Raw genomic sequence first — 25,006 nt, 5'->3', positions numbered from 1 at the left:
TTTTTTACAACTTTTTACAACAACGTTAACAAACGTTTTTATCTTATAAAGATAAAACATCAGAATATAGATAGAAAAAATTTTTTTAAGAAAACATTTCTCTTACACGATCAAAAAACGACTTTTCTGAGTTATCAGGATGAGGAAGAAAATTTTCATTTTTTCTCATTTTTTCGAAAAATTTTTTTTGTTCCTCATTAATTTTCTTTGGAGTCCAAACATTAACATGAATCAAAAGACTTCCATGTCCATATCCTTCAATATTAGGTAATCCTTTGTTTTTTAGTCTAAGAGTTTTTCCTGATTGTGTACCTGGATCTATTTTAATTCTTGCTTTTCCATTAATAGTCGGAACTTCTTTTGAAGCTCCCAATATTGCATCTGGGAAAGAGATATATAAATCATAATGAAGATTACTTCCCTCTCTCTTCAATTGAAGATGAGGAATTTCTTCAATTAACACAATTAAATCTCCAGGAATTCCTCCAAATGGAGCCTCATTCCCTTTTTCAGAAACTTTAAGTTGAATTCCTTCTGTAAGTCCTGCGGGAATTTTAATATTCACTAATTCTTCTTCTTTAATTAATCCATGTTTATTCGCTCCATAAGGGATATTATCAACATTTTTTCCAGTTCCAGAACATGTATAACATTGAGAAGTCGTTTGCATTCTTCCTAAAATAGTATTGGTCACTCGTATAATTTGACCAGTTCCATTGCAAGATGAACAATTTTTGAATTTGATTCCTTTAGCAACTTTCAGCCTTCTTACTTTAACTTTTTTTTCCACTCCATTAGCTATTTCTTCTAATGAAAGTTTTACTCTTATTCTCAAATCACTTCCTTTAATAGTTTTATGCCGATTTGATCTTCCAAATCCAAAACTAGAAAAACCTTCTCCAAATGCATCAGCGAAAATGTCTCCAAAATTTGCAAAAATATCTTCCATATTCATTCCTGAATCAGAACCGCTTCCTTTTACCCCAGAATGTCCGAATTTATCATAACGTTGTCTTTTTTCTGAATTACTTAAAATCTCGTAAGCTTCGGCTGCCTCTTTAAATTTTTCTTCTGCTTTTTTTTTATCATCTAAATTCTTATCTGGATGATATTTTATTGCTAATTTTCGATAAGCTTTTTTAATTTCTTCTGAAGAGGCGTTTCTAGAAACTCCTAATACTTCGTAATAATCTTTTTTCACCATGAAGATAAAAATTTATTTTCCGGTTATGACTTTAGCATGTCGTATGACTTTTTCCTTCAGAATATATCCAGCTTCTATAATTTCTATGATTTTTCCTTTAAACCCTTCTGTAACAGCCGGAATTTGTGAAATAGCCTCGTGTAAATCTGTATTAAAATCATCTCCTTTTTTTATTTTCATTTTATTTAATCCTTTTTCTTTTAAAATTTTAATAAGTTTTTCTTGTATTAAAGAAATTCCTTTAACGATAAGTTCATCTTTAGATTTTTTCAACTCTTTAAGTCCTCGTTCAAAATCATCTAAAATCGGAATTAAATCTATCAAAATTTGTTCATGAACAACTCTAAAAATATCAAATCTTTCTTTTTGAATACGTTTTTTATAATTTTCGAATTCTGCAAAGAGACGTAAAAACTTGTTTTTTTCTTTTTCTAATTCTTCCTGAAGAACCTCTATTTCTTTCTTTAATGGATCCTTTTTCTCTTCTTGACAAGATCCTACATTACAGACTTCGTTAGATGAACCTGACTGTTTTTCAGTGTTTTTTTGATTAATATCCATAATATAAAAGGTTAATATCCATAATATAAAAATATTTTCAACATAATTCTATGGACTAAAAGCAAAAGATTTGCCAAAATTTTAATTATGTCATTATGACATTTTTTAATTAAATCAATTTTATAGGGTTGAATTTTAAACATTTTCTGATATCATTCAACCTATTATTAGCTATCTTTTTCGCTTTTTTAGCACCCAAAGAAAGAATATGATCTAATAAAGATTTGTTTTTCATGAAAGAAAAAAACTTTTTTCTTTCTGTTGAAAACTTATGAATTATAAGATCATATAACGCTATTTTGGCCTCAGCATATCCATATCCTCCTTTTAGATATTTCTCTTTCATTTTATCTATTTTGTCTAAAGGAGCTATTAATTTGTATAAGGACATTACATAATCTGTTTCCGGATTTTTCTTTTCTTCCAGAGACTTACTATCCGTACGAATGCTCATAATTTGTTTTTTCAAAATTTCATCTGAAGAAAAAATATTAATCCAATTTTTTTTAGATTTACTCATTTTGTCTCCATCCGTTCCAGGTACAGACATAGTTTTTTTTTGCAAAAGAGCATGAGGCAATACAAATAATTTTTTACCTATTCTTTTATTAAAAGAAGTAGCTATACGTCTAGCTATTTCTATATGTTGTAATTGATCTTTTCCTACGGGAACAATTTTAGCGTTATAAAGCAGAATATCAGCAGCCATTAAAATAGGATAAGAAAATAATCCCATACTAATTTTTCCTTTATCTATTCTTGTTATTTCATTTTTAAATGAATGAGCTAATGTCAGTCTTTGATAAGGAAAAAAACAACTGAAATACCAAGCTAACTCAGTTACTTCAGAAACATCAGATTGTCTATAAAAAAGACAATTTTCCGTATTCAATCCAAAAGCTAACCATGCTGCCGCAATTTGATAAGTATTATTTCTTATTGTTTTTATATTATTTACTTGAATCAGAGAATGTAAATCTGCTATAAATATAAATGAAGAATCTTTTTCATTTCTATTAGCAATGTCTACAGATGGAATTATAACACCTAAAATATTTCCTAAATGAGGAGTTCCTGTACTTCTAATTCCTGTTAACATTTTTTTCCATAGTTGTTTGTTGTAAACAAATGTATAATTTAATCAACTAAACTAATTGAAATGAGTGATTTATTGACTTTTCAATCGAAAACTTGATTATCTTTTTTCATTTAAAGATTCTAACCCACTGATGATTTCAAGTATTTCTTTAGTAATTGTAGTTTGTCTTTCTTTATTATAATTTAATACTAGATCATTTTTGATGTCAGATGCGTTTTCTGTAGCTTGATGCATAGATATCATACGTGCTGTATGTTCTGAAGCAGAAGATTTCAAAAAAATTTTTAATAGTTTTGCATGTAGGAATTTTGGAATTAAATAATTAAATATTTCTTTTTGGGAAGGTTCTAAAATAGAATCAATTCCTATTTTCTTTTTTTTCAAATCCACAGACATTGGAAGAAATTTTTCTACAACTATTTCTTGAAATAATGATTTTTTTAGAAGATTATTATATATCAAATAAATAGAAGAAAATCTTTTTTGAATAAAGTTTGAAATTAATTTTTTTGTTAAAAGTTGGATTTTTTCATTCGTTTTAGTTAAATCATCCCCACAATCAATCCAATTGTTATTTTTGTCATACATGTTATATTTTTTTACTAAAAAATCGAATCCTTTTTTACCAATAGAAAAAAACATGCATTCATTATGTGAATAACTTTTTTTTTGAAAAAAAGAATTAATTTTTTCAAAAATTAGGGAGTTAAAAGAACCGCATAATCCACGATTAGAAGTGAATACAATAAATAATTTATTTTTTCCTTCTTCTAAAAAATATTTATTTTTTTCAAAATTTTCCTTTTTTTCCGTTAACAAAAAATCTGAAAGAAGTAATTCTATATGATCAAAATAAGTTTTGATATGCGTCAGTAAACCTTTGGTTTTTCGTAATTTTACGATAGAGATCATTTTCATAGCCTCCGTAGTTTTAATAACTGATTCTATAGATAATATTCTTCTTTTGATCTCTTTTGGATTAGACATAAAAAAAATTTAGCATACATATTTATTGCTTAATTCCAAAGCTATTTTTTCCAAAATTCCAGATATTTGATCATCAAGCATTCCATTTCTTAATGAATTTAATAAATCTTCATGTTTTTCTTTCAAATAAAAAAGATATTCTTTTTCAAAATCTGAAATTTTATGAATAGGAATATTTTTTAATATATTTTTGGTTCCAACATAAATAATGGCTATTTGATCTGCTATATCATATGGAGAATGAGGAGATTGTTTTAATATTTCTATGTTGATTTTTCCTTTTTTTAGAATTTCCATAGTAGATGGATCTAATTCAGAACCAAATTTTGAAAAAGATTCCAATTCTCTAAATTGAGCTTGATCTAATTTTAAAGTTCCAGATATTTTTCTCATAGATTGAATTTGAGCAGATCCTCCTACACGAGAGACTGATATACTTTCATTAATTGCGGGACGAATTCCAGAATGAAATAAATCTTTTTCTAAAAAAATTTGTCCATCTGTTATGGAAATTACATTAGTCGGAATATAAGAAGATATATCCCCAGATTGAGTTTCAATAATAGGTAAAGCAGTTAAAGATCCTCCTCCTTTGATCTCTTTTTTAATAGACTCTGGAATGTCATTCATTTTTTCAGCCATTTTCTGATCTTTTATGATTTTAGCTGAACGTTCTAAAAGACGAGAATGTAAATAAAAAACATCTCCCGGATATGCTTCTCGACCAGGAGGACGTCGTAATAACAAAGAAATTTCTCTATAAGAGACAGCTTGCTTTGATAGATCATCATATATAACCAAAGAAGAACGACCAGTATCACGAAAATATTCTCCGATAGCAGTTCCTGAAAAAGGAGCAAAAACTTGCATGGGAGCTGGATCAGAAGATTTAGCTGCAACTATTACTGTGTAAGGCATAGCTCCCTTTTCTTGCAATATATTGTAAATTCTTGCTATTGTAGATCCTTTTTGACTAACAGCTACGTAAATACAATAAACTGTCTGATTTTTCTCATAAAATTTTTTCTGATTGATAATAGCATCAATAGCTATGGTTGTTTTTCCAGTTTGTCGGTCTCCAATAATCAATTCTCTTTGTCCTCTTCCTATGGGAATCATAGAATCTATAAATTTAATACCAGTTTGAAGGGGTTCTTTGACAGGCTCTCTGTAAATGACCCCTGGAGCTTTTCTTTCTAAAGGCATGTCAAATAATTTTCCTCCTATAGGTCCTTTTCCGTCAATAGGATTTCCTAATGTATCTATAACACGACCTAACATGCCTTCACCGACTTTTATAGAAAAAATCTTTCCTGTTCTTTTAACTAAATCTCCTTCTTTGATATTTTTTGATGGACTAAGCAGAACAATACTCACGTGATCTTCTTCAAGATTCAAAACTATGCCTTTAATTCCGGTCTGAAATTCTACTAATTCTCCATAAAAAGCGGAATTGAGACCAAAAGATCTAGCTACTCCATCTCCTACTTGAATAATAATACCAGATTCAGATAATTTTGATTCAAATTGAAAATTTGATAATTGTTCTTTAAGAATCGATGATATTTCAGAATATTTTAAATCTGACATGAAAATAAAATCTTTATTTAAGAATTTTTAAATATTTTTTAATACAAAATAAATGCTCTTTAACGCTAAAATTCCATTCTTCGTATCCTATACGAAACAAAAAACCTCCAATGATAGATGGATCAGCTTTATTAATTATGTGAATTTTTTTTTTCTGATACTTAGGACTCATTTTAATTTTATGTGTAATTATTTTTTGCATATCTATACTTAAAGGAAATGCGGAAATAACAATACATTTTATAAGTCCTTTTTTTTCTTTTTTATATATTTCTTGATATTCTAAAAAAATTTCTCTTAAAAGAGATTCTCTTTTTCGTATGATTAAAAGTTTTACAAATTGAAAAAGGAAAATATCAAAAGGATAAAGAATTTTTTTGAAAATTATTATTTTTTTTTTAGAACTTAATAATGGGGTAGAAAGAATCTTACTTAAATCCACATTTTGATACAATAAAGAAAATACCTTTTTGACTTTATGATAAAAAAAATCATTTTTATTAGAAAATTCAAAAAAAACTCTAGCGTAATGTTTAATTATTTTGCTTGAAAACATTTTGATATCAATCAATATAATAATTTATCTGTTAATTCTTTAATCAACTTATCTTGTTGGTTTGTTTGATTTAGCTCTTTTATTAATATTTTTTCAGCTATTTGGATAGAAATGTCTCCTATTTGATTTTTTAATTTATAAATAGCAGCTTCTCTTTCTATTTGAATACTTTTTTTTGATTCTTCTAGAATCTTTTTCTTTTCTATCAAACTTTCTTCTTTTGCTTTTAGTTTGATTTTTTCTCTAATTTGAATAGCCTCTTTCAAAATCATATCTCTTTTCACACGAGTTTCTTTTAATATTTTTTCTTTCTGATTTTCTATATCTTTCAATTCATTTTTCACTTGATCCGCCTTTTCAATAGACATTCTAATTTTTTCTTCTCTTTGATCAATAAAATTCATGATCGGCTTCCAAGCAAATTTAGAAAGGAACAATATGAGGATTACAAATATTATAGTATGCCAAACAATCAATCCAACAGAAGGTGTAACCAGATCCATCTTTAAAAAAAATTATTTAAATACGGCTAACAATGTAGTAACTATTCCAAAAAGGGCTGCTCCTTCAATCAGTGCAGCTGCAATAATCATTGCATTCTGTATTTTTCCTGAAGCTTCAGGTTGTCTAGCAATAGCATCCATTGCAGAACTACCTATTTTTCCAATTCCCAGTCCTGCTCCAACTACTGCAAGCCCCGATCCTAAAGCTGCTAATCCAGAGTAAGTTAAATCTATATCCATATGATTAATATTTTAATGCGTTTCACTTTCATAATTTTTGACAGCCATTCCTATAAGCAAAGAAGATAAAGTAGTAAAAATAAAAGCTTGCAAAAAGGCTACCATAATTTCTAACATAGAAATGAAAAAACCGAAAATTATGGAAAAACCGGCTATGAAAAAATTTTTAAAAATAAAAATAAGACAAATAAAACTTAAAATAATTATATGTCCAGCAGTTATATTAGCAAACAAACGAATACACAAAGTTAATGGTCTAATGAAAATTCCAATAAACTCTATAGGAGCTAATAAAAATCGAATTCCTATTGGAACTCCGGGCATCCAAAAAGTATGTTTCCAATAACTTTTGCTTGCATTTATATTGGTAATGATAAATGTACTTATAGCCAAAACAAATGTAATATTTATGTTTCCAGTAACGTTTGGAAATCCTGGAATAAGACCCATCAAATTATTAAATAATATAAAGAAAAAAGATGTTAACAAAAAAGGTAGATAAGTTTTGTATTTTTTTTCTCCAATATTAGGAATCACTATTTCATCACGTATAAACAAAATCAAAAATTCTAAAAAAATACCTAAACTCCATTTAATTTGATAATTTTTATAATTCTGTTTCATTCGCATAAAGAGATAACATAACAGAAAAAAAGAAATTAAAAGAGCAACCACATTTTTTGTAATAGAAAAATCCCAAGGTTTATCATTAATTGGAATTCCTTTTGAATCGAAATGAAATCTTCCAATTGAATTAGTATTATATATTTTACCCTGAAACATTTTATAATATCCATATTTTCCTTTAAACACTTTTTCACATGATAATTTAGATGAAGAAAAAATTTCTAATCCATGATTCCACAAAATGACAGGCAGGAATAAAACAATTCCGCCATTATTGTGAGAACCAGCAATGTGCCATTCATGAGAATCACTGACATGCTCAAAAATTGTATTAGCTATGTCCATTTTATTTTTACTGTCCTGATGTTTGTCATTTTGAATTTCAGTATTAGAATACAAAAGAAAAAGAAAAGACAAAAACAAGAATAACAAATTTTTTGAAATCATTTGTTAAGAATAAAAAAACAGGAAACAAATTTAGATTTTTTCCAAAAGAAAGTATTGTTTTTTTCAAAATAATTTTTTGAAAAAATTGTATTTTCATTTTTTGAGTACATTTGCATACAATATTGTTATGAAATTTTATTTATTTACTTACAATGAAGGAAGAAACAAAGCTCATTCAAAACATTTTATCAGATCCTCTTACAGGTGCTATTTCTACACCAATATATCAAACATCAACTTATGTACAAGAATCTCCTGGAGTTCATAAAGGATTTGATTACACAAGAACAAATAATCCTACAAGAAAGATTCTGGAACGTTTAATCACTGATTTAGAATCTGGTTATGCGAGTTTAGCGTTTTCTTCAGGATTAGCATCTGTCGATGCTGTTTTAAAATTATTAAAATATGGAGATGAAATAGTAGCTGTAGATGATATTTATGGAGGTACTTTTCGTTTATTGAATTTGTATAAAAAATTAGGACTTAATACTAAGTTTGTAGATACAACTAATGCAGAAAAAACTATATCAGTTATTTCTAATAATACGAAATTGGTTTGGTTGGAAACCCCTACAAACCCTACCTTGAAAATATCTGATATAGAATATATTAGTAAAAAATCAAAAAAGAAAAATCCAAAAGTATTGATTGTAGTAGATAATACTTTTGCTTCTCCTGCTATTCAAAATCCTCTCAAGTTAGGTGCAGATATAATCATTCATAGTGCTACAAAGTATTTGGCAGGACATTCAGATGTATTAGCTGGATTAATTACAGTAAAAGATCCAGATTTATATGAAAAATTGAAATACATTCAAAATGCTACTGGAGGAGTTTTATCTCCTATTGATTGTTGGTTAACAATAAGAGGTTGTCAAACTTTGTATTTACGTGTTCAAAAACAATCTAAAAATGCATTTCAAGTTGCTTCTTTTTTAGAAACTAAAAAAGGTTCCTACGTTGATAAGGTTTATTATCCTGGATTATCACATCACAAAAATCATTTAATAGCAGTAAAACAACAACGATATTTTGGAGGAATTGTTTCTTTTAGTCTTCAAAATGATACAATAGAATCAGCAAAGAAAATTGTGACATCGACTAAACTGTTTAAACTAGCAGAAAGCTTAGGAGGAACAAAAAGTTTAATTTGTCATCCATCCACTATGACTCACAAATCTACTCCTTTGGAAGTTAGAATAAATGCTGGAATACAGGATTCTCTCATTCGTTTATCTCTTGGAATAGAAAACGTAGAAGATCTTATAGAAGATATAGATCAAGCCTTAAAATAATTTTTCGTCATGAAATGGAATTCCTATCTGGGATAGTTCTTTGCGAATCCTATCTGATAAGATCCAATTTTTTTGTTTTCTTGCTTCTGTTCGAAATTTGATTAATCTTTCGATAAGTATTTTCAATTTTTCTTCAGAAGGATTTTTTTCTGCTTTTTGTTCTTTTTCTTGAAGACCAAGAATATCAAAAACAAAATAAATCATATATTTTTTCAATAAATTGACATGGGTTTTTTCTATATCATTCAAAAAATTAATAACCTGAGTAGCTTTAAATAAGTGAGAAATCAATAGAGGAATATTAAAATCGTCATTGATAGCTTTATAACAACATTGAATCCAATGAAACACATCAAAAATGTGATGATTTTTTGTTAATGTTTTCGGATGGAAATCTTTTAATATTTTGACAGCTTTCATGATTCTATCATATCCTTTTTCTGCATTCATGAGTCCTTGATTTGAAAAATTCATAACGCTTCTATAATGAGATTGCAAAATGAAAAATCTGATAATACTAGGAAAAAAAGGTTTTTGACAAAATTTATTGTGGGAGTGAATGATATCTTTTAATTCTAAAAAATTTCCTGTGGATTTACTCATTTTTTTTCCATTTAAAGTTAACAGATTAGTATGCATCCAATAGTGTGCAAGATATTTTTTGTTATAAACACCTATAGCTTGTGCTAATTCACATTCGTGATGAGGAAATTTTAGATCTATACCACCTCCATGAATATCAAAAATTTCTCCCAAATATTTTGTGCTCATAGCAGTACATTCTATATGCCAACCAGGAAATCCTTTTCCCCATGGAGAATTCCAACTCATAATATGACTAGTATGAGCTCTTTTCCAAAGAGAAAAATCTTGTGGATTACGTTTTTCTTCTGAAAAATTTAATTTTTGATTAAAAAGTTTATCGATTTTGTTCTTGCTAAGAATTCCGTAAAAATATAACTTTTTATATTCTTTTAAATTGAAATAAACAGAACCATTTATTTCATATGCTAAATTTTTTTTAATTAATTCTTTAATCATATCTATTTGTTCTATGATATGACCCGTTGCTGTAGGTTCTATGCTTGGAGACTGAACATTTAAAATGCTTAATAAATTATGAAAAGAAAGAGTATATTTTTGAACTATTTCCATAGGTTCAAGTCCTTCCAAGCGAGATCTTTTAGAAATTTTATCTTCTAAATCATTTTCTTCATTTTCTAAATGTCCAACATCAGTAATATTTCTAACATAACGAACTTTATAACCTAAATGTTTTAAGTAACGAAAAACAATATCAAATGATATGAATGTACGACAATTTCCCAAATGCAAGTGATTATAAACTGTAGGACCACAAACATAAATTCCTACATGTTTTTCATGAATAGGTTTAAATAATTCTTTTTTACCTGTTAAAGAATTATATATTTTTAAATTCTTTTGCATATGATTTTCCATATCCATTTCTAAATTCCAATGTGATGTAAAAATTCTCTTCGAATTTCTGAATTGTTTTTAAAAGATCCTACTAGTTCGGTTGTTACAGTCCTACTATCTATATCTCTAATTCCACGAGAATTAACACATAAGTGTTTTGCTTCTATCACACATGCTACATCTTGGGTCTCTAACATTTTTTTTAAAGATTCAACAATTTGGATGGTTAAACGTTCTTGAACTTGTGGTCTTTTTGCATAAAAATTCACAATTCTATTAATTTTAGAAAGGCCGACTACCTTTCCATTAGAAATATAACCAACATGAGCTTTTCCTACAATAGGAAGAAAATGATGTTCACAAGTGGAATAAACTGTTATATTTTTTTCGATCAACATTTGATTATACTTATATTTATTTTCAAAAATAGAAGGCTTAGGAGTATTTTTTGGATTAAGACCGCTAAATATTTCTTGAATAAACATTTTTGCTACACGTTTGGGAGTGCGTCGTAAACTATCGTCAGTCATATCTAAACCTAATATTTTCATAATCTGAAAAAAATGTTTTTCTATTTTTTCAATTTTTTCTTCATCACTCATCAAAAAAGCCTGTTTTTGTGAAGACCTTTCATGATTGATTGAATAATTCAAAATATAATTAATGTTTTTTTTTTTTAAAATTTTTTTCTGTTTTTCTTCCATCATAAAATGAACTTAATCCGTAGATAAGTGGACAAAGTTACAAAAAGGATTTTGTATGGTTGCATTCACATGTTTTTTGATTTTTATTTATTTCAGAAAAGAAGGAATTTTGCAAACAGGAATAAGTATCATTTTGTGCTTATTCTTTTGATTTAAGATTTGATATTTTTTCAAAATTTCGTGTTCTTTTTCTTTCAAAAAATTATAATCTTTTTTTTTAATCATTTCCATAGCCCATTCCAACTCCTCATAAGTAGCTCCTAATTGCTCTTCATCCGATCGTTGATCTTCCCAAAGTCCATCTGTTGGTTTTGCTTTTTGTATTTCATTATCAATATTTAATTCACTAGCAATCAAACGAATTTCACTTTTAGTTAAATCGGCTATGGGATGTAAATCTACTCCTCCATCTCCATATTTAGTAAAAAAACCTACACCAAAATCTTCTACCTTGTTTCCAGTTCCAATAACAAGATAATTTTTCATGTTAGCGTAATAGTATAAAGTCAACATTCGAAGACGAGATTGAACATTAGCTAATGCCAAAGAAGATCTTTTAATTTTTTTATTAATAATATGACAAAAAGAAGTGAATAAAATTGATAAATCTTTTTTTAGATAATAAACGTTTGAAAATTTGTTAGTCAAAAATTTTGCATGTTTTGCTGATAACAAATTTTTCTTTTTTTCTAAAATAGGCATTTCTAGTATCATGGTAGGAAATTTTGTCATAGATGCTAAAAAAGAAGTGACAGAAGAATCTATTCCTCCAGATATTCCAATTATCAAACCATTTGATTTAGATTTATGAACATATTCTTTTAACCAGGATACAATATATTTGATTATCTTTTTTGTTTTCATATTTGTTTTCATAATTTTTAGAAAATAAAATTTTAAAATTTATATGTCTTTAATTCTAAATTTAGAAACTTCTACTAAAAATTGTTCGGTAAGTATTGCTGAAAATGGAATATGTATAATTTCTGTCGAAGAGTGTTTTGAACAATATTCTCATTCAGAGAAATTACATACATTTATACGATATGCTACAGAAATTTCTAAAATCCGTCTTAAAGATTTGAAATCCGTTTGTGTCAGTAAAGGACCAGGATCGTATACTTCTTTAAGAATCGGAGTATCGGCAGCTAAAGGTTTATGCAGTTCACTAGGAATTCCTTTATTGTCTGTAGATACTTTAACTGTTATGAGTCAAAAAATAAATATAAAAAGTGGATTTTTGATTCCAATGATACATGCTAAATCTGATTTATTTTATACTTCATTATTCAATAAATCAAAAAAAAGATTAAGTTCTATTTTTAGAAAAAAAATTCATGATGATTTTTTTACATGCTTAACTAAAAATGAAAAAGTATATTTCATAGGGGATATTGATTTGATAGATCAAAAATTATTTTATAATAATAGATTTTTTACTAAAGTTTATCCTTCTGCTATCGACATGTCTTTCATTTCTTACATTAAATTTTGTGGTAGTGAATTCGATGATATTGAAAAATTTATCCCTTTTTATTTATAAAGTTGTTAAATTTTATATGGTATAACAATGATTTAAATCCATAATTTTTTGAAAAAAATCATTAGAGTTGGCACACGAAACAGTCCTTTAGCTGTTTTTCAAGCAAGAAAAGTTCAAAAATTACTTAAGAAAGAAGGTTATTTTTCTCACTTATTTCAAATAAAATCTGAAGGAGATTTAATTCAAAATGTTCCTATTCATACATTAAAAAATGTGGGAGTTTTTACAAGAAAACTGACTCAGTTTATGCTTTCAGGGAAAATTGATATAGCTATTCACTCTTTAAAGGATGTTCCTATCAACTTACCAAAAGGGATTATATTATCTGCTTATTTAAAAAGAGGAAGTTTTTTTGATTCACTAGTATATAAAGGGTCAAATGATTTTTTATACAATCCAAAAATTCATGCACTAATAGCTACTGGAAGTATTAGAAGAGGTGCTTTTTGGAAAAATCGTTATCCACATCATAGCCTGATTGATTTAAGGGGAAATATAAATACTAGATTAAAAAAATTACAAAAAAATCCTTGGAAAGGTTCTATTTTTGCTAAAGTAGGTTTAGATCGCCTAGGGATATTAAATAATTTTAAATCTTTTAATTGTAAAGTTTTAGATTGGATGATTCCTTCTCCAGGACAAGGGGTTATTGTTGTATCTACTCTTGAAAAAAATGACAATATTAATTGTCTAATTAAAAAATTAGATGATCAAGAAACTAGATTATCTGCAAATATAGAACGTCAATTTTTAAAAACTTTAGGAGGTGGATGCATAAGTCCTATAGGAGCTCATGCCATTGTCAAAAATCAAATTATTTATTTTACTGGAATATTGCTCAGTTTAGATGGAATGCATAAAATTAAAAAAACGAAGATAGGCACTAATTATGATATGATTGGATTTCAGTGTGCTGAAGAAATTTTAAAAGAAGGAGGAAGAGAAATATTAGAAGAAATCAAAAAAAATATTTCATAAAAATCATGATTCAAATTAGATTCCGAAATCTTTTAGAAATTGCTACTCCAATAATATTTCTTTATATAATTTTTTCTTTAGGATGGAAAACTTTCCGATTTTTTAATGCAGAAATTATTATAGGAATAGTATTAACTATAAGTATTTTACACCTTTTTGTTCTTTTTGATCAAAATTCAAAAAAAGATTATAAATCCATGGTCTTTTTATCTTTTTTTATATTAATAATCTTTCTTATTTTTTCTTTTGTAAAAGTATTCCTATACAATAAAGGAAAAATTACAGATGATATAAAAATATCTTTACTGATTAGTTTGATTTTATATATACTTATTCGTATTACTTATTTTATGCGAATAGTATACGTAAAAATACATAATCCTGCTTTTATATTTATTATAAGTTTTGTTTTTTTATCTTTATTAGGGTCTTTTTTGTTAATGCTTCCAGCATCTACAGTCAAAAAAATATCATTTATAGATGCTTTATTTACTTCTACCAGCGCAGTATGCGTTACAGGATTAGTTGTATTAGACACAGCAAAAGATTTTACTTATTTAGGAAAAGTGATTATACTTATTTTAGTTGAACTGGGAGGATTAGGAATTTTAACCATAACTTCTTTTTTTAGTTATTTTTTTAGAGATGGATTTTCTTTTAAAGAAGCCATTTTTGTTAGTAATTTTTTAAATACAAAAACCACAAGTAACGTTCTTAGTTTAGCAGTAAAAGTAGTTCTGTTTACTCTAACAGTAGAATCGATAGGAACTTTATTAATTTATTTTTCAATAAAGGACAAAAACACATCTGATAATCCTCTATTTTTCTCTATTTTTCATTCTGTATCTGCTTTTTGTAATAGTGGTTTCTCTACTATGAGTCAAGGACTATATTCACAATCTGTAAGATTTAATTATTTATTGCAATTAATCATAGCTTGTTTATTGATATTGGGGGGAATAGGTTTCAATATTTTATTTAATTTTTTTACATATATATGGTTAACTATAAAAAAATGTTTTTATAGAATTTTTAAAGATGAATATTTTCATTATCCTGCACATGTAGTGACTTTAAATACACAAATTGTTGTAATAACAACTCTTTTTTTACTTTTTTTTGGAACTATTTTTTACTATATTAGTGAATATCATTTTTCTCTTTCAGAACATTCTTCTTTTTCTGGAAAATGGATCGCTTCATTTTTTTCTTCTGCAACATCTAGAACTGCTGGATTTCATGTTATAAACATGAGTAGTTTAGCGCCAGTTACTATTTTTTTCACTATTTTCTTAATGTGGATAGGAGCTTCTCCAGCTTCTACTGGTGGTGGAATTAAGACAAGCACCTTTGCATTGGCTTTAATGAATATTATTTCTTTATCTAGAGGAAAAAATAGATTAGAGATACAAAGAAAAGAAATTTCTTCAGAATCTATTCGTTTAGCTTTTTCAATTATTATGTTATCATTAATTGTAATATACATAAGTATTTTAATTCTTATTTTTTTAGATCCTAAAGAAGATATTTTATCTATTTCTTTTGAAGTTTTTTCTGCTTTTTCTACAGCAGGTTTATCTTTAGGAATTACTTCTAATTTATCAAATGGAAGTAAATTAGTTTTAATATGTTTAATGTTATTAGGAAGAATAGGAGTATTCAATGTGATGATTGGATTATTAAAAAAAAATAAAATTAGTTATCATTATTATTATAGGTATCCACAAGGAAATATTCTTATTAATTGATTAATAAACAAAATATGAAGATTATAATTATTGGATTAGGAAATTTTGGAAGATCTTTGGCTCTCAATTTAACAGATAATGGACATGAAGTCTTTGGCATAGATCAGAAAATGGAAAAGGTAGATTTATTAAAGGATCATATAGCAAATGTAGTATGTATGGATGCTAATAATGAAGCAGCTTATAAAGTATTACCTATTCAACAAGCAGATTTAGGAATTGTAGCTATTGGAGAAAACGAAGGATCATCAATAGTAACTACGGCTATACTTAAAAAAAAATATAAAAATCTTAGAATAGTTAGTAGATCTTTATCAAGAATACATGATACAATATTAGAAGCTATGGGAATTAGTGATGTTGTGCATCCGGAACAGGATGCAGCTTTTAGATTAACTAAACAAATATCTTTTAATTATGCTTTAGATTATTTTAGAGTGGATAATAAACACTCTATAGCAGAAGTTTTTTCTCCATCTTCTTTTAATGGACAATCTGTTAAAAGTTTAAAACTAACGCAAAAATATTCTGTTTCTTTAATTACCGTAATACGAGACATAAGAAATCCTATGTCTTCCAAAGGAAACTCAACAAGAAAAGTTATTGGATTAGTTACAGGAGATACTATTTTACAAAAAGGGGATATATTAACTCTCTTTGGTTCTAACAAATCTATAATGAATTTTTTGAAAGATAAAAAATAGTTAAGCAATGATTAATATTCTTATGACTAAATCTGTGGATTTTTCTATTTTTTCAAAAAAATATTTTTTGATTCAATCTTATGATTTTTTGTCAATAAAGTATTCAAAATTGTATAAAAAACCTATTTTAAACAATCAGTTAATATTTACTAGTTATAATGGGGTAAAAGGTTTTTTATACAATTTTGAATGTTCTTCTTTTCAAAAAAAGATATATGTAGTGGGAGACAAAACATTTTATTTTCTTAAAAAACACTTTCCTTATTGTTTTTTTTTGAAAAGAAATTATGTACAAGATATAATAGAAGAAATTATAAAAACAAAATCTAATCAATATTATGATTGGTTTTGTGGAAATAAAAATATTTTAAATAGATACTTCAATTTTTTCAAAGAAAAAAATATCAATCGATATGAAGTTTATCAAACATTTCTAACTCCTCGTAAAATAAAAAATTTATCCGATTATCATGGAATTATTTTTTTTAGTCCTTCTGGAGTCCAATCTTTTTTCTCAAAAAATAAAATACAACATAATACAAAAACCGAAATTTTTGCTATAGGAAAAACCACGGCTAAATTCATTTCAAATTTTTTACGTAAAAAAATATGGATCCCCAAAAATCCTTCTTTAAAAGAAATTTTTTCTCTTGTAAAAAATTTTTATGGTGATTTGTAGTTTTTGCTTTCATGGAAAAAAGGATTGCCTTTGGCAGAATTGAGTTCTTTTAAATTTGAAAACAAAATATAACTGAAAAAACCACCTATTAATAATAAAGAACCTATTTCAGATATTCCAAATTTCATCCCTCCTCTACTAACATCTGGTGCTATTAAATTGTATATATCTATGTAATGTCCAATTAGTAGAATTAAAGAAACTGTGAACACTATTTTAGGATTAGTTTTATTTTGACTACTTATTAATCCAAAAAAAGGAATTATAAAATTGGGGATAAGCATCCAAAAATGAATTGAATTATACATTTCTTCTCTTTTTAAGAAATAGCAAATTTCTTCTGGAATATTTCCGTACCAATAAAGCAAAAATTGTGAAAACCAAAGATAAGTCCATAATAAACTACTAGAAAATAAATATTTGCTTAAGTCGTGTAAGTGACTTTTTTTGAATAAAGGGAAACATCCTTTTTTATTCAGATAAATAGCTATTATCGTAATAGATCCTATACCTGTTACTATATAACTGCTCAGAACATACCACCCAAATAAAGTGCTAATCCAATGTGGATTTAAAGACATAATCCAATCCCATGCCATAAATATGGAAATAATAGAAAAAAATATAATAAAAATAACAGATATAAGATCTAATTTTTTATAATCATTCAAAGAATGTGTTAAATCTAACGTGTAAGATATTTTTTTGATCTTTGAATAAAAAAAACTGCATCCTAATCCATAGATAATGGTTCTTATTAAAAAAAATGGAATATTTAAAAAAAATTTTTTACTTGCAATAATTTGATCATATTTTGCAGAATTTGGATCGTATAAATCAGAATCCATCCAATGAAACATATGAATGAAATTCATTGCATTTAACAATAAAATGATAAAAATCATAAAAAATCCATATGGAATGAAAGAAGCTATTTTCTCCATAATAGGATGAAGAATAACAGACCATCCTGATTTTGAAACATTTTGTATTCCTAAAAAGAATAGAGATCCCAAAGATATAGAAGTAAAATAGAAAATAGAAATATATAAACCTGTCCAAGGTTTATTCTTTTTTTCTTCATATTTTATTTCTTTGTTGAAACTAAAAAAGTTTTTCTTTTTTTCTAAAAGAATTTTATCCAAAAAAATGAAAATAAAACCTATAATCATTATAATAATAATAATTTTTTTATTGATTTTAGAAAATTGATACATGTTTATTTGTTTTTTAGATACATGACATATTCCGCTATTTTCCATCTGTCAATTTCATTTAATTGAGAAGCATAAGAATTCATATTATTTTTACCATATGTAATTACATAATAAACACTCCCAATAGTGATATCCCTATCTTTATAATTAGGGATCCCTAAAATTTTTTCATTTTTTACTAATTGACCTTGTCCATCTCCATCATCTCCGTGACATATAGAACAATTAATTTGATATAATTTTTTCCCTTTTTTCAGAACATCTTCTTTTGTTCCTATATTTTCAGGAAAGGGATATGTAATTATTTTTTTAGAATAATCAAATCCTTTATTTTCTATTTCATCAGAAATAAAGTCATAAAAATCAGTTCTCTGAATAGTTCCTTTCACTGGAAAAAGAGAAGAAGTTTTTCCATTTAAAAATAGAGGAATTTGAATTTTCTTAATTTTTTTATAATTGAAATAAGGATCTGAATAAGGTTCATATGCATCTGAATAATACATATCTGGCATATATACTGTATTTGTCTTTGTTTTATCTAACCAACAAGATTCTAATAACAACAGAACATTTAAAATGATAATAATTTCATAAAAATATTTGTTCATAATCAAATTAATTACTTTTACTTTGAGTACTTTTAGTTAGTTCATTTTCTCTTTTATAACGACTTCCATGGCTCCATTTTCTTTCAACAAATTCACTAATTTTTTAGTATTTTCTTTCGTATAAATTTCCATTAAAAACATGTTATCAGTGGTTCTTGAATCTGGATTTTTAGGGAATGATCCTGGAAACAACCTACATTGAATCAGATAAGTAATACACATAAGATGTGCAGAAAAGAAAATAGATAATTCGAATATTACAGGAATGAAAGAAGGGACGTTTCTGATCCAAGAAAAAGAGGGTTTTCCTCCAATATTTTGAGGCCAATCTAATATCATGGCATACCAAGTTAATATGCTTGCTAAACAAAATCCGGACAATCCATATATGAAAGATAAAAAAGACAAATTAGTTTTTTTTAATTTTAGAACCTTGTCCAAATTGTGAATTGGAAAAGGTGAATAAACTTCACGTATACTAAACCCATGATTTTGAACAACTTTAATACTACTTATTAATGTGTAATCATTATCATATAATGCATGTACATATTTATTCATTTTCTTGTTTTTTGTTGTCAGATTTTAATATTGTTTTTAATTCTGATTGTGAGATTACCGGAAACACACGTATATATAATAAATAAAGAACAAAAAATAAGCCAATAGTTCCTATAAATATCCCAACATCTACAAATGATGGAATAAAACCGGTCCAAGAAGAAGGAAGATAATCATGACTAAGATTTAAAACAATAATGTCAAATCTTTCAAACCACATTCCAATATTTATAATTATAGCTATAACATAAGACCAAAAAAAACTTCTCCGTATAGATTTGATCCATAAAAATTGAGGAATAATAACATTACAAATAATCAAGGCCCAAAAAGCCCACCAAAATGGACCTTTAGCTGCTTCTTGAGAAAAATAAATAAATTTCTCAAAGGAATTTCCTGAATACCATGAAAGAAAAAATTCTGAAATATAAGCCAATAAAACGATTCCTCCTGTTAACAAAATAATCATATTCATATATTCGATATGATTTCTAGTGATATAACTTTCTAAAGAAAGAACTTTTCTTGCTACACCTAGCAAAGTTTGTACCATAGCAAATCCAGAAAATATAGCTCCTGCCACAAAATAGGGTGGGAATATGGTACTATGCCAACCTTTTATGACAGAAGTTGAAAAATCAAATGAAACTATCGTATGAACAGAAAAAACTAATGGAGTACATAAACCAGCTAAAATTAAGGAGATTTCTTCGAATCTTTGCCAATCTTTTGATGTTCCTCCCCATCCAAAACTAAGAATGCTATAAATCTTTTTTTGAAAAGGATCTGAAACCCTATCTCGTATCATAGCAAAATCAGGTATTAATCCCATAAACCAAAAGACAGCAGAAACAGAAAAATAAGTACTAATTGCAAATACATCCCACAATAAAGGGGAATTAAAGTTAGGCCACAAAGTTCCAAATTGATTAGGAATTGGCAAAACCCAATGAGCATTCCATGGTCTTCCCATGTGAATAATGGGAAATAAGCCAGCTTGAATAACTGCAAAAATAGTCATTGCTTCCGCTGAACGATTGATAGATAAACGCCATTTTTGACGAAATAATAACAAAACAGCAGAAATTAAAGTTCCAGCATGACCAATTCCAACCCACCATACAAAATTAGTAATATCCCAAGCCCAATTTATTGTTCTATTTAAGCCCCATACTCCAATTCCCGTTCCTATTGTGTAAAAAATACATGCTAATCCCCATAAAAAAGCTAAAATAGAAATTAATAAAGCAATCCACCATAGATTTCCAGCTTTGTTTTCTATAGGTTTTAATATGTCATCAGTAATATTTTTGAATGTTTTTCTTCCTAAAATTAACGGTTTTCTAACAGGAGATTCATAGTGATTTGACATAATTTTTCTATTTCATTTTTACTGTTTTTTTATCATTTCTTATTTTCACTTGATAAGATACATTAGGTCGTATTCCTATAAAATCAAGAAGTTTATAAGATCTTGGATTTTTTATTTTTTTGGAAATGAGACTATTTTGATCATTAATATCTCCAAAAGTAATGGCTTTTGTAGGACAAGAAATACTGCAAGCTGTTTCAAATTCTTTGTCTTTTATTTTTCTCTTTTCTTTTTTTGCCATTCCTATAACATATTGTGTTCTTTGTATACACAAAGAACATTTTTCCATAACACCTCTAGTTCTAACGACTACATCCGGATTTAAAACCATTTTTCCTAAAGTGTTATTCATATTAAAATCAAATTTTTGATTGTTAGCGTAATTAAACCAATTAAAACGCCTTACTTTGTAAGGACAGTTATTTGCACAATAACGAGTTCCTACACAACGATTATAAGCCATCATATTTTGCCCTTGTTTTCCGTGAACAGTTGCTCCCACAGGACAAACCGTTTCACAAGGAGCATAGTCACAGTGTTGACACATGATAGGCTGAAAAGAAACTTTTGGATTATTTAATGATTCCTGATCATGATTTTCTTTCTTATTGAAATAGTATCTATCCACACGAACCCAATGCATATCTCTAGATTTTCTTATTTCTTCTTTTCCAACAACAGGAACATTATTTTCTGAATGACATGCAATAATGCATGCTCCGCATCCAATACAAGCATTTAAATCCACAGATAAATTAAAATGATGTCCATTTTTTTTATTTTCTTCTCTATTTTTATTTTGATTCCAAATAGAAATTTCTTTTGGAGAAAGTAAACCTTTATGAGTAGAAATTTTTTCTTCTTCATTCCAAATTTCTTTAGGATATCTTAAAAAGGTCTCTAAATCTGTTTCTTTCACTAAATTTCTACCTACTGTTGTATTTTGCAATTGAACACAAGCAAATTTATGTATTTTATCTGCTTTTTTTATTTGTATATTTTCTTGTATAATAGAAAAATTTTCATAAATCCTGTAAGCGTTTTTCCCATTGCATAACTTGGATAATTTCCCATTTTTTTGACCATAACCAAAAGCTAGACCTATGGATCCTATAGCTTGTCCAGGTTGAATCAAAACAGGAACATCCTGAATGAATATTTCATTATTTTTAATTAAGTCTACACAATTTCCATTTAAAGATCCATCTCCTACATTCCAATTTTTTAATTTCATTCTGTTTGCATCAAAATATGACATGGTTAAATAGTTATCCCAAGTAGTACGTGTGATGGGATCCGGAAATTCTTGTAGCCAAGGATTATTATATTGATATCCATCTCCCATACTTGTTTTTGTATATAATCTTAACTCAAAATGTTCTTTTATTTCTTTTTCATAATTAATTAATTTTTGACCATATTTTTGTATTTTTTTTTCATTTACTACAAAACTTTTAATAGATTTTTTATTTTTCTTTTTCACAACTCCATGAAACAATGCTTCATTAAAAGATGAAACATTAGATTCAGGAATAATATTTTCTTCCCAAGTTTTTTTCAAAAAATCATAATAATTTTTATATCTCATTTTCCCCCAAATAATTAAGGAATCTTGTAATTGTCTTGTATCAAAAATATGTTGAATAGTAGGTTGAATTAGCGTGAAAATATTAGTAACAGGATTCATATCACCCCAAGATTCAAGCCAATGAGGTGTAGGAGCTAATATATCCATGATTTCATTAGTATCATCTTGATTCATAGAAAATGATACAGTTAAGGGAATTTTTCTTATGAATTTTTTTATTTTTTTGGAAATAGACAATGGAAAACTATAAATAGGATTAGTATTGTGAATAAATAAACATCCAATGTTTCCCTTTTCTAAATTTTCTATAAACTTATTTAATTCTTGATCATTGCTTTCTTTTGATAAGATATATTGATCATTTTGCAATGCATTACTCTTAATTTTTTTATTAATTAAAAAAGAAAGTTCATAAGATTCATGATCTCCATCTGCAAGAATTACACTTCTGGACCCTGCTTGTTCAATTAAAATTGCTATTTCTTTTGCCTGTTGATTTTTAGGTTCTTTTTCAAAAAAAACTTTTTGATAAATTTCAAATAACATATTTTTGATGTCAGAAGGTTTTTTTTCTATTCTAATGTCTGCATTCGCTCCAGAAAGAGTCATGTTACTTTCTATTTGAATATGCTGCATCATTGATTTTCTAGGGATCCTATTTGAAACATAAGATGGCCCCATATTTTCTGGACTCCAATCTCCTAATAAATCAGCATCAAACGAAACGATCAATTCAGATTTTTCTAAATCAAAAAAGGGGAAAGCACGAACTCCAAATATTTCTTCTGATGCATCTAATACTTTGGAATACGAAATAGCATCATAAATAATCCACTTAGTATTAGGATAGATTTTTTTAAAGTTTCGAATTAATTTTTTTGTGGAAAAACTTGGAAAAGAAGAAGAAAGAAAGACTATATCTTTTTTTGTTTTAGATATATTTTCCAAATGTTGAATAATATAATTATCTATTTTAACCCAAGAACTTTTTTTTCCTTTTAAAAAAGGATGTTTTAATCTTTCTTCATCATAAAGAGACAATAAAGAAGACTGGATTCTAGCTGAAGTAGTATTGAAGTATTTTGAAGTTGAATTAGGTTCTATTTTTATAGGACGACCTTCTCTTGTTTTCACCAAAACACTTCCTATATCAAAAGAATCAATCATAGTGGAAGCGTAATAATTGGGAATTCCAGGAGTTATAGAATCTGGCTTAACAACATAAGGTATAGATTGAATGACTGGTCCTTTGCAAGCAGCTAAAGTAACTGAAGCTGTGCTAAAACCTATCCATTTAAAAAAATCACGTCTAGAAGTTTTTTCTTTAAAAAGATCTTTAATTGGATTATAATTTTCAACTACTTTTTTATTTTTTAATTTCATAATATTAATTAATAATGACATTTAGCACATTCTGTTCCACCAACCATATCTACAGTTATTTTTCTTTCTTTTTTATTCGAAAAATACTTTTTATAATATTGATTGTTGATATCTATTTCTATATTTCTATGACAAGAAATACACCATTCCATAGTAAAATCATTAGACATTTCTACTTGATCCATTTTTTGGACATCTCCATGACAAGCATTACAAACTAAATTGACTTTCTTAAATTTTTTAATCATCTTTTCTCCATTTATAACATGTTGAGAATGATCAAAATAAACAAAATCTGGCATATTATGTATGCGAATCCATTGAATCGGATAAGTTTTTTTAGAATATTCCCTAGTTTCCGGATTCCATCCTACAGAATGATATATTTTTTGTATTTCCTGATTGTATTCATCTCTATTTTTTCCTTTTTCTAAATAATCTCCTTCATATTCATCAATAGTGATATGACAATTCATGCAGACATTTGATGAAGGTATACCTGCCACTTTTCCATATTTTGCGGAAGAATGACAATACTGACAATCAATTCCATTAATTTCAGAGTGAATTTTATGAGAAAAGTAGATCGGTTGTTCAGGTTTGTACCCTTTGTTAACATCTATTTTCATTAAAAAATTCCAAGTTTCATATATTCCTAACAAAAATAAAAAACCTACAAAACAAGATAGAAATCTCCATCTTATCTTTTTTTTACCCAAAATTTTCTTGTATAAAATATTTATTAGAAAATCTTTCCTATCAAAAATGGGATCTTTTGTTTCACTTAATAATTTAGTTAGAAGTTGAATTCTGTATAAAATCCAAAGTAATATTAGAGATAGAATGCTAAAACAGAAAACAATCAGTTTAGTTAAAAATTGTTTTTCTCCTATTTCACTTTCACGGTTTATTTCATGACTTTCTATTTTCTCTTTTTTTTTTATTGGATTTTGAATAAAAGATAAAATATCATCTACTTGTTTTTCAGATAATTGAGTAAATAAATTCATCTCTAAGTTTCCATATTCTTTGTAAATAGCTATAGCATCTTTATCTCCACTTTCTCTCAGAGATTTATTATTTATAATCCATTTATGTAACCATTCACGGCTTCTCTTTTCGGTTACGTTAGCTAGAGCTGGACCTATCATCTTTTTTTTCAAATCCATAGAATGACATGCTGTGCAATTTTTCTTAAAAAGTTCTACCCCTTCTTCAGCATTTCCTTGTATATTTTCAGCTCTTAATAAAGAAAAAGACAAAATGAAAATAGAGAATAAAATTTTTTTCATATAAATAAACAAATTCATAATTGTTTCATTCAACAAAAATAAAAGAAAAAAATCCCATTTTTTGAAAAAAAAATTCG

General features: G+C 27.0%; 24 protein-coding genes. 6 read left to right on the top strand and 18 right to left on the bottom strand.

What is annotated here, in order from left to right; all coding sequences use genetic code 11:
* Positions 1 to 85 precede the first annotated feature (85 nt).
* The 9 genes from dnaJ to atpB form a co-directional block, all read right to left on the bottom strand.
* A complete protein-coding gene (dnaJ, locus tag H0H68_RS00410; RefSeq protein WP_185853407.1) occupies positions 86 to 1,204 on the bottom strand; it encodes a molecular chaperone DnaJ in 1,119 nt (372 codons plus the stop codon).
* A 12-nt stretch (positions 1,205 to 1,216) separates the two neighbouring features.
* Complete coding sequence (locus H0H68_RS00405; protein WP_185853406.1) at positions 1,217 to 1,765, bottom strand: nucleotide exchange factor GrpE; 549 nt, start codon at positions 1,763 to 1,765, stop codon at positions 1,217 to 1,219.
* A gap of 109 nt (positions 1,766 to 1,874) precedes the next feature.
* Positions 1,875 to 2,864: a tryptophan--tRNA ligase gene (trpS, locus tag H0H68_RS00400; protein WP_185853405.1), complete on the bottom strand. Its 990-nt coding sequence runs from the start codon at positions 2,862 to 2,864 to the stop codon at positions 1,875 to 1,877.
* Between the two features lie 96 nt (positions 2,865 to 2,960).
* Positions 2,961 to 3,851, bottom strand: a complete 891-nt coding sequence (gene atpG, locus H0H68_RS00395; RefSeq protein ID WP_185853404.1) for an ATP synthase F1 subunit gamma — start codon at positions 3,849 to 3,851, stop codon at positions 2,961 to 2,963.
* Positions 3,852 to 3,860: 9 nt separating this feature from the next.
* On the bottom strand, positions 3,861 to 5,441 hold the full coding sequence (gene atpA / locus H0H68_RS00390; RefSeq protein ID WP_185853403.1) for a F0F1 ATP synthase subunit alpha: 1,581 nt from the start codon (positions 5,439 to 5,441) through the stop codon (positions 3,861 to 3,863).
* Between the two features lie 13 nt (positions 5,442 to 5,454).
* Entirely contained in the window at positions 5,455 to 5,997 is a 543-nt protein-coding gene (atpH, locus tag H0H68_RS00385) for an ATP synthase F1 subunit delta (protein ID WP_185853402.1), read from the bottom strand.
* Between the two features lie 11 nt (positions 5,998 to 6,008).
* Complete coding sequence (gene atpF, locus H0H68_RS00380) at positions 6,009 to 6,500, bottom strand: F0F1 ATP synthase subunit B (protein WP_185853401.1); 492 nt, start codon at positions 6,498 to 6,500, stop codon at positions 6,009 to 6,011.
* Positions 6,501 to 6,512: 12 nt separating this feature from the next.
* Positions 6,513 to 6,740 carry an ATP synthase F0 subunit C gene (atpE, locus tag H0H68_RS00375; protein WP_185853400.1) on the bottom strand — a complete coding sequence of 76 codons (228 nt, stop codon included), beginning with the start codon at positions 6,738 to 6,740 and terminating at the stop codon, positions 6,513 to 6,515.
* A gap of 12 nt (positions 6,741 to 6,752) precedes the next feature.
* The gene (gene atpB / locus H0H68_RS00370) at positions 6,753 to 7,814 is read right to left on the bottom strand and encodes a F0F1 ATP synthase subunit A (protein ID WP_185853399.1); all 1,062 of its coding nucleotides are present in this window, start codon (positions 7,812 to 7,814) and stop codon (positions 6,753 to 6,755) included.
* A 152-nt stretch (positions 7,815 to 7,966) separates the two neighbouring features.
* Here atpB and H0H68_RS00365 point away from each other — a divergent pair, with 152 nt between their 5' ends.
* A complete protein-coding gene (locus tag H0H68_RS00365; protein WP_185853398.1) occupies positions 7,967 to 9,112 on the top strand; it encodes a trans-sulfuration enzyme family protein in 1,146 nt (381 codons plus the stop codon).
* Here H0H68_RS00365 and cysS read toward each other — a convergent pair.
* The 3 genes from cysS to nadE all read right to left on the bottom strand — a co-directional run bounded on the left by cysS (position 9,104) and on the right by nadE (position 12,120).
* Entirely contained in the window at positions 9,104 to 10,573 is a 1,470-nt protein-coding gene (cysS, locus tag H0H68_RS00360) for a cysteine--tRNA ligase (RefSeq protein ID WP_185853608.1), read from the bottom strand. The genes H0H68_RS00365 and cysS overlap by 9 nt on opposite strands.
* An 8-nt stretch (positions 10,574 to 10,581) precedes the next feature.
* A complete protein-coding gene (gene folE, locus H0H68_RS00355; RefSeq protein ID WP_185853397.1) occupies positions 10,582 to 11,259 on the bottom strand; it encodes a GTP cyclohydrolase I FolE in 678 nt (225 codons plus the stop codon).
* 84 nt (positions 11,260 to 11,343) lie between these two features.
* Positions 11,344 to 12,120: an NAD(+) synthase gene (gene nadE, locus H0H68_RS00350; RefSeq protein ID WP_185853396.1), complete on the bottom strand. Its 777-nt coding sequence runs from the start codon at positions 12,118 to 12,120 to the stop codon at positions 11,344 to 11,346.
* Between the two features lie 43 nt (positions 12,121 to 12,163).
* Between nadE and tsaB the strand changes: the two genes are divergently transcribed.
* Genes tsaB through H0H68_RS00325 form a run of 5 tightly spaced genes read left to right on the top strand, consistent with a single transcriptional unit; the run spans position 12,164 to position 16,908 of the window.
* Positions 12,164 to 12,799 (top strand): tRNA (adenosine(37)-N6)-threonylcarbamoyltransferase complex dimerization subunit type 1 TsaB, encoded by a 636-nt coding sequence (gene tsaB, locus H0H68_RS00345; RefSeq protein ID WP_185853395.1) that lies wholly within the window; start codon positions 12,164 to 12,166, stop codon positions 12,797 to 12,799.
* A 48-nt stretch (positions 12,800 to 12,847) separates the two neighbouring features.
* On the top strand, positions 12,848 to 13,777 hold the full coding sequence (gene hemC / locus H0H68_RS00340; RefSeq protein WP_185853394.1) for a hydroxymethylbilane synthase: 930 nt from the start codon (positions 12,848 to 12,850) through the stop codon (positions 13,775 to 13,777).
* 5 nt (positions 13,778 to 13,782) lie between these two features.
* Positions 13,783 to 15,525 carry a TrkH family potassium uptake protein gene (locus H0H68_RS00335; protein ID WP_185853393.1) on the top strand — a complete coding sequence of 581 codons (1,743 nt, stop codon included), beginning with the start codon at positions 13,783 to 13,785 and terminating at the stop codon, positions 15,523 to 15,525.
* Positions 15,526 to 15,539: 14 nt separating this feature from the next.
* Positions 15,540 to 16,229: a potassium channel family protein gene (locus H0H68_RS00330; RefSeq protein WP_185853392.1), complete on the top strand. Its 690-nt coding sequence runs from the start codon at positions 15,540 to 15,542 to the stop codon at positions 16,227 to 16,229.
* A 7-nt stretch (positions 16,230 to 16,236) separates the two neighbouring features.
* Entirely contained in the window at positions 16,237 to 16,908 is a 672-nt protein-coding gene (locus H0H68_RS00325; protein WP_185853391.1) for a uroporphyrinogen-III synthase, read from the top strand.
* Here H0H68_RS00325 and H0H68_RS00320 read toward each other — a convergent pair.
* From H0H68_RS00320 to H0H68_RS00295, 6 genes are read right to left on the bottom strand one after another with little or no spacing between them, the layout of a single operon-like run.
* A complete protein-coding gene (locus tag H0H68_RS00320) occupies positions 16,893 to 18,125 on the bottom strand; it encodes a hypothetical protein (RefSeq protein ID WP_185853607.1) in 1,233 nt (410 codons plus the stop codon). The two genes, H0H68_RS00325 and H0H68_RS00320, sit on opposite strands and share 16 nt — an antisense overlap.
* Before the next feature lie 2 nt (positions 18,126 to 18,127).
* The gene (locus H0H68_RS00315; protein ID WP_185853390.1) at positions 18,128 to 18,733 is read right to left on the bottom strand and encodes a c-type cytochrome; all 606 of its coding nucleotides are present in this window, start codon (positions 18,731 to 18,733) and stop codon (positions 18,128 to 18,130) included.
* Between the two features lie 36 nt (positions 18,734 to 18,769).
* A complete protein-coding gene (locus tag H0H68_RS00310) occupies positions 18,770 to 19,294 on the bottom strand; it encodes a DUF3341 domain-containing protein (protein ID WP_185853389.1) in 525 nt (174 codons plus the stop codon).
* Positions 19,287 to 20,666 carry an NrfD/PsrC family molybdoenzyme membrane anchor subunit gene (gene nrfD / locus H0H68_RS00305; RefSeq protein WP_185853388.1) on the bottom strand — a complete coding sequence of 460 codons (1,380 nt, stop codon included), beginning with the start codon at positions 20,664 to 20,666 and terminating at the stop codon, positions 19,287 to 19,289. The genes H0H68_RS00310 and nrfD overlap by 8 nt, the downstream gene beginning before the upstream one ends.
* A gap of 7 nt (positions 20,667 to 20,673) precedes the next feature.
* Complete coding sequence (locus H0H68_RS00300; RefSeq protein WP_185853606.1) at positions 20,674 to 23,637, bottom strand: 4Fe-4S dicluster domain-containing protein; 2,964 nt, start codon at positions 23,635 to 23,637, stop codon at positions 20,674 to 20,676.
* A gap of 8 nt (positions 23,638 to 23,645) precedes the next feature.
* Positions 23,646 to 24,929, bottom strand: a complete 1,284-nt coding sequence (locus H0H68_RS00295) for a c-type cytochrome (RefSeq protein WP_185853387.1) — start codon at positions 24,927 to 24,929, stop codon at positions 23,646 to 23,648.
* Positions 24,930 to 25,006: the final 77 nt, after the last annotated feature.

This window comes from Blattabacterium cuenoti (genome assembly GCF_014251555.1).
Lineage (GTDB): Bacteria > Bacteroidota > Bacteroidia > Flavobacteriales > Blattabacteriaceae > Blattabacterium > Blattabacterium cuenoti_P.
This window is presented reverse-complemented; position numbering and strand designations above follow the sequence as displayed.

What these genes read in the sequence shown, in the direction of transcription:
- dnaJ (WP_185853407.1), bottom strand. Translation starts at nt 1,204, where the DNA reads ATGGTGAAAAAAGATTATTACGAAGTATTAGGAGTTTCTAGAAACGCC.
- H0H68_RS00405 (WP_185853406.1), bottom strand. Translation starts at nt 1,765, where the DNA reads ATGGATATTAATCAAAAAAACACTGAAAAACAGTCAGGTTCATCTAAC.
- trpS (WP_185853405.1), bottom strand. Translation starts at nt 2,864, where the DNA reads ATGTTAACAGGAATTAGAAGTACAGGAACTCCTCATTTAGGAAATATT.
- atpG (WP_185853404.1), bottom strand. Translation starts at nt 3,851, where the DNA reads ATGTCTAATCCAAAAGAGATCAAAAGAAGAATATTATCTATAGAATCA.
- atpA (WP_185853403.1), bottom strand. Translation starts at nt 5,441, where the DNA reads ATGTCAGATTTAAAATATTCTGAAATATCATCGATTCTTAAAGAACAA.
- atpH (WP_185853402.1), bottom strand. Translation starts at nt 5,997, where the DNA reads ATGTTTTCAAGCAAAATAATTAAACATTACGCTAGAGTTTTTTTTGAA.
- atpF (WP_185853401.1), bottom strand. Translation starts at nt 6,500, where the DNA reads ATGGATCTGGTTACACCTTCTGTTGGATTGATTGTTTGGCATACTATA.
- atpE (WP_185853400.1), bottom strand. Translation starts at nt 6,740, where the DNA reads ATGGATATAGATTTAACTTACTCTGGATTAGCAGCTTTAGGATCGGGG.
- atpB (WP_185853399.1), bottom strand. Translation starts at nt 7,814, where the DNA reads ATGATTTCAAAAAATTTGTTATTCTTGTTTTTGTCTTTTCTTTTTCTT.
- H0H68_RS00365 (WP_185853398.1), top strand. Translation starts at nt 7,967, where the DNA reads ATGAAGGAAGAAACAAAGCTCATTCAAAACATTTTATCAGATCCTCTT.
- cysS (WP_185853608.1), bottom strand. Translation starts at nt 10,573, where the DNA reads ATGGAAAATCATATGCAAAAGAATTTAAAAATATATAATTCTTTAACA.
- folE (WP_185853397.1), bottom strand. Translation starts at nt 11,259, where the DNA reads ATGATGGAAGAAAAACAGAAAAAAATTTTAAAAAAAAAAAACATTAAT.
- nadE (WP_185853396.1), bottom strand. Translation starts at nt 12,120, where the DNA reads ATGAAAACAAAAAAGATAATCAAATATATTGTATCCTGGTTAAAAGAA.
- tsaB (WP_185853395.1), top strand. Translation starts at nt 12,164, where the DNA reads ATGTCTTTAATTCTAAATTTAGAAACTTCTACTAAAAATTGTTCGGTA.
- H0H68_RS00335 (WP_185853393.1), top strand. Translation starts at nt 13,783, where the DNA reads ATGATTCAAATTAGATTCCGAAATCTTTTAGAAATTGCTACTCCAATA.
- H0H68_RS00330 (WP_185853392.1), top strand. Translation starts at nt 15,540, where the DNA reads ATGAAGATTATAATTATTGGATTAGGAAATTTTGGAAGATCTTTGGCT.
- H0H68_RS00325 (WP_185853391.1), top strand. Translation starts at nt 16,237, where the DNA reads ATGATTAATATTCTTATGACTAAATCTGTGGATTTTTCTATTTTTTCA.
- H0H68_RS00320 (WP_185853607.1), bottom strand. Translation starts at nt 18,125, where the DNA reads ATGTATCAATTTTCTAAAATCAATAAAAAAATTATTATTATTATAATG.
- H0H68_RS00315 (WP_185853390.1), bottom strand. Translation starts at nt 18,733, where the DNA reads ATGAACAAATATTTTTATGAAATTATTATCATTTTAAATGTTCTGTTG.
- H0H68_RS00310 (WP_185853389.1), bottom strand. Translation starts at nt 19,294, where the DNA reads ATGAATAAATATGTACATGCATTATATGATAATGATTACACATTAATA.
- nrfD (WP_185853388.1), bottom strand. Translation starts at nt 20,666, where the DNA reads ATGTCAAATCACTATGAATCTCCTGTTAGAAAACCGTTAATTTTAGGA.
- H0H68_RS00300 (WP_185853606.1), bottom strand. Translation starts at nt 23,637, where the DNA reads ATGAAATTAAAAAATAAAAAAGTAGTTGAAAATTATAATCCAATTAAA.
- H0H68_RS00295 (WP_185853387.1), bottom strand. Translation starts at nt 24,929, where the DNA reads ATGAAAAAAATTTTATTCTCTATTTTCATTTTGTCTTTTTCTTTATTA.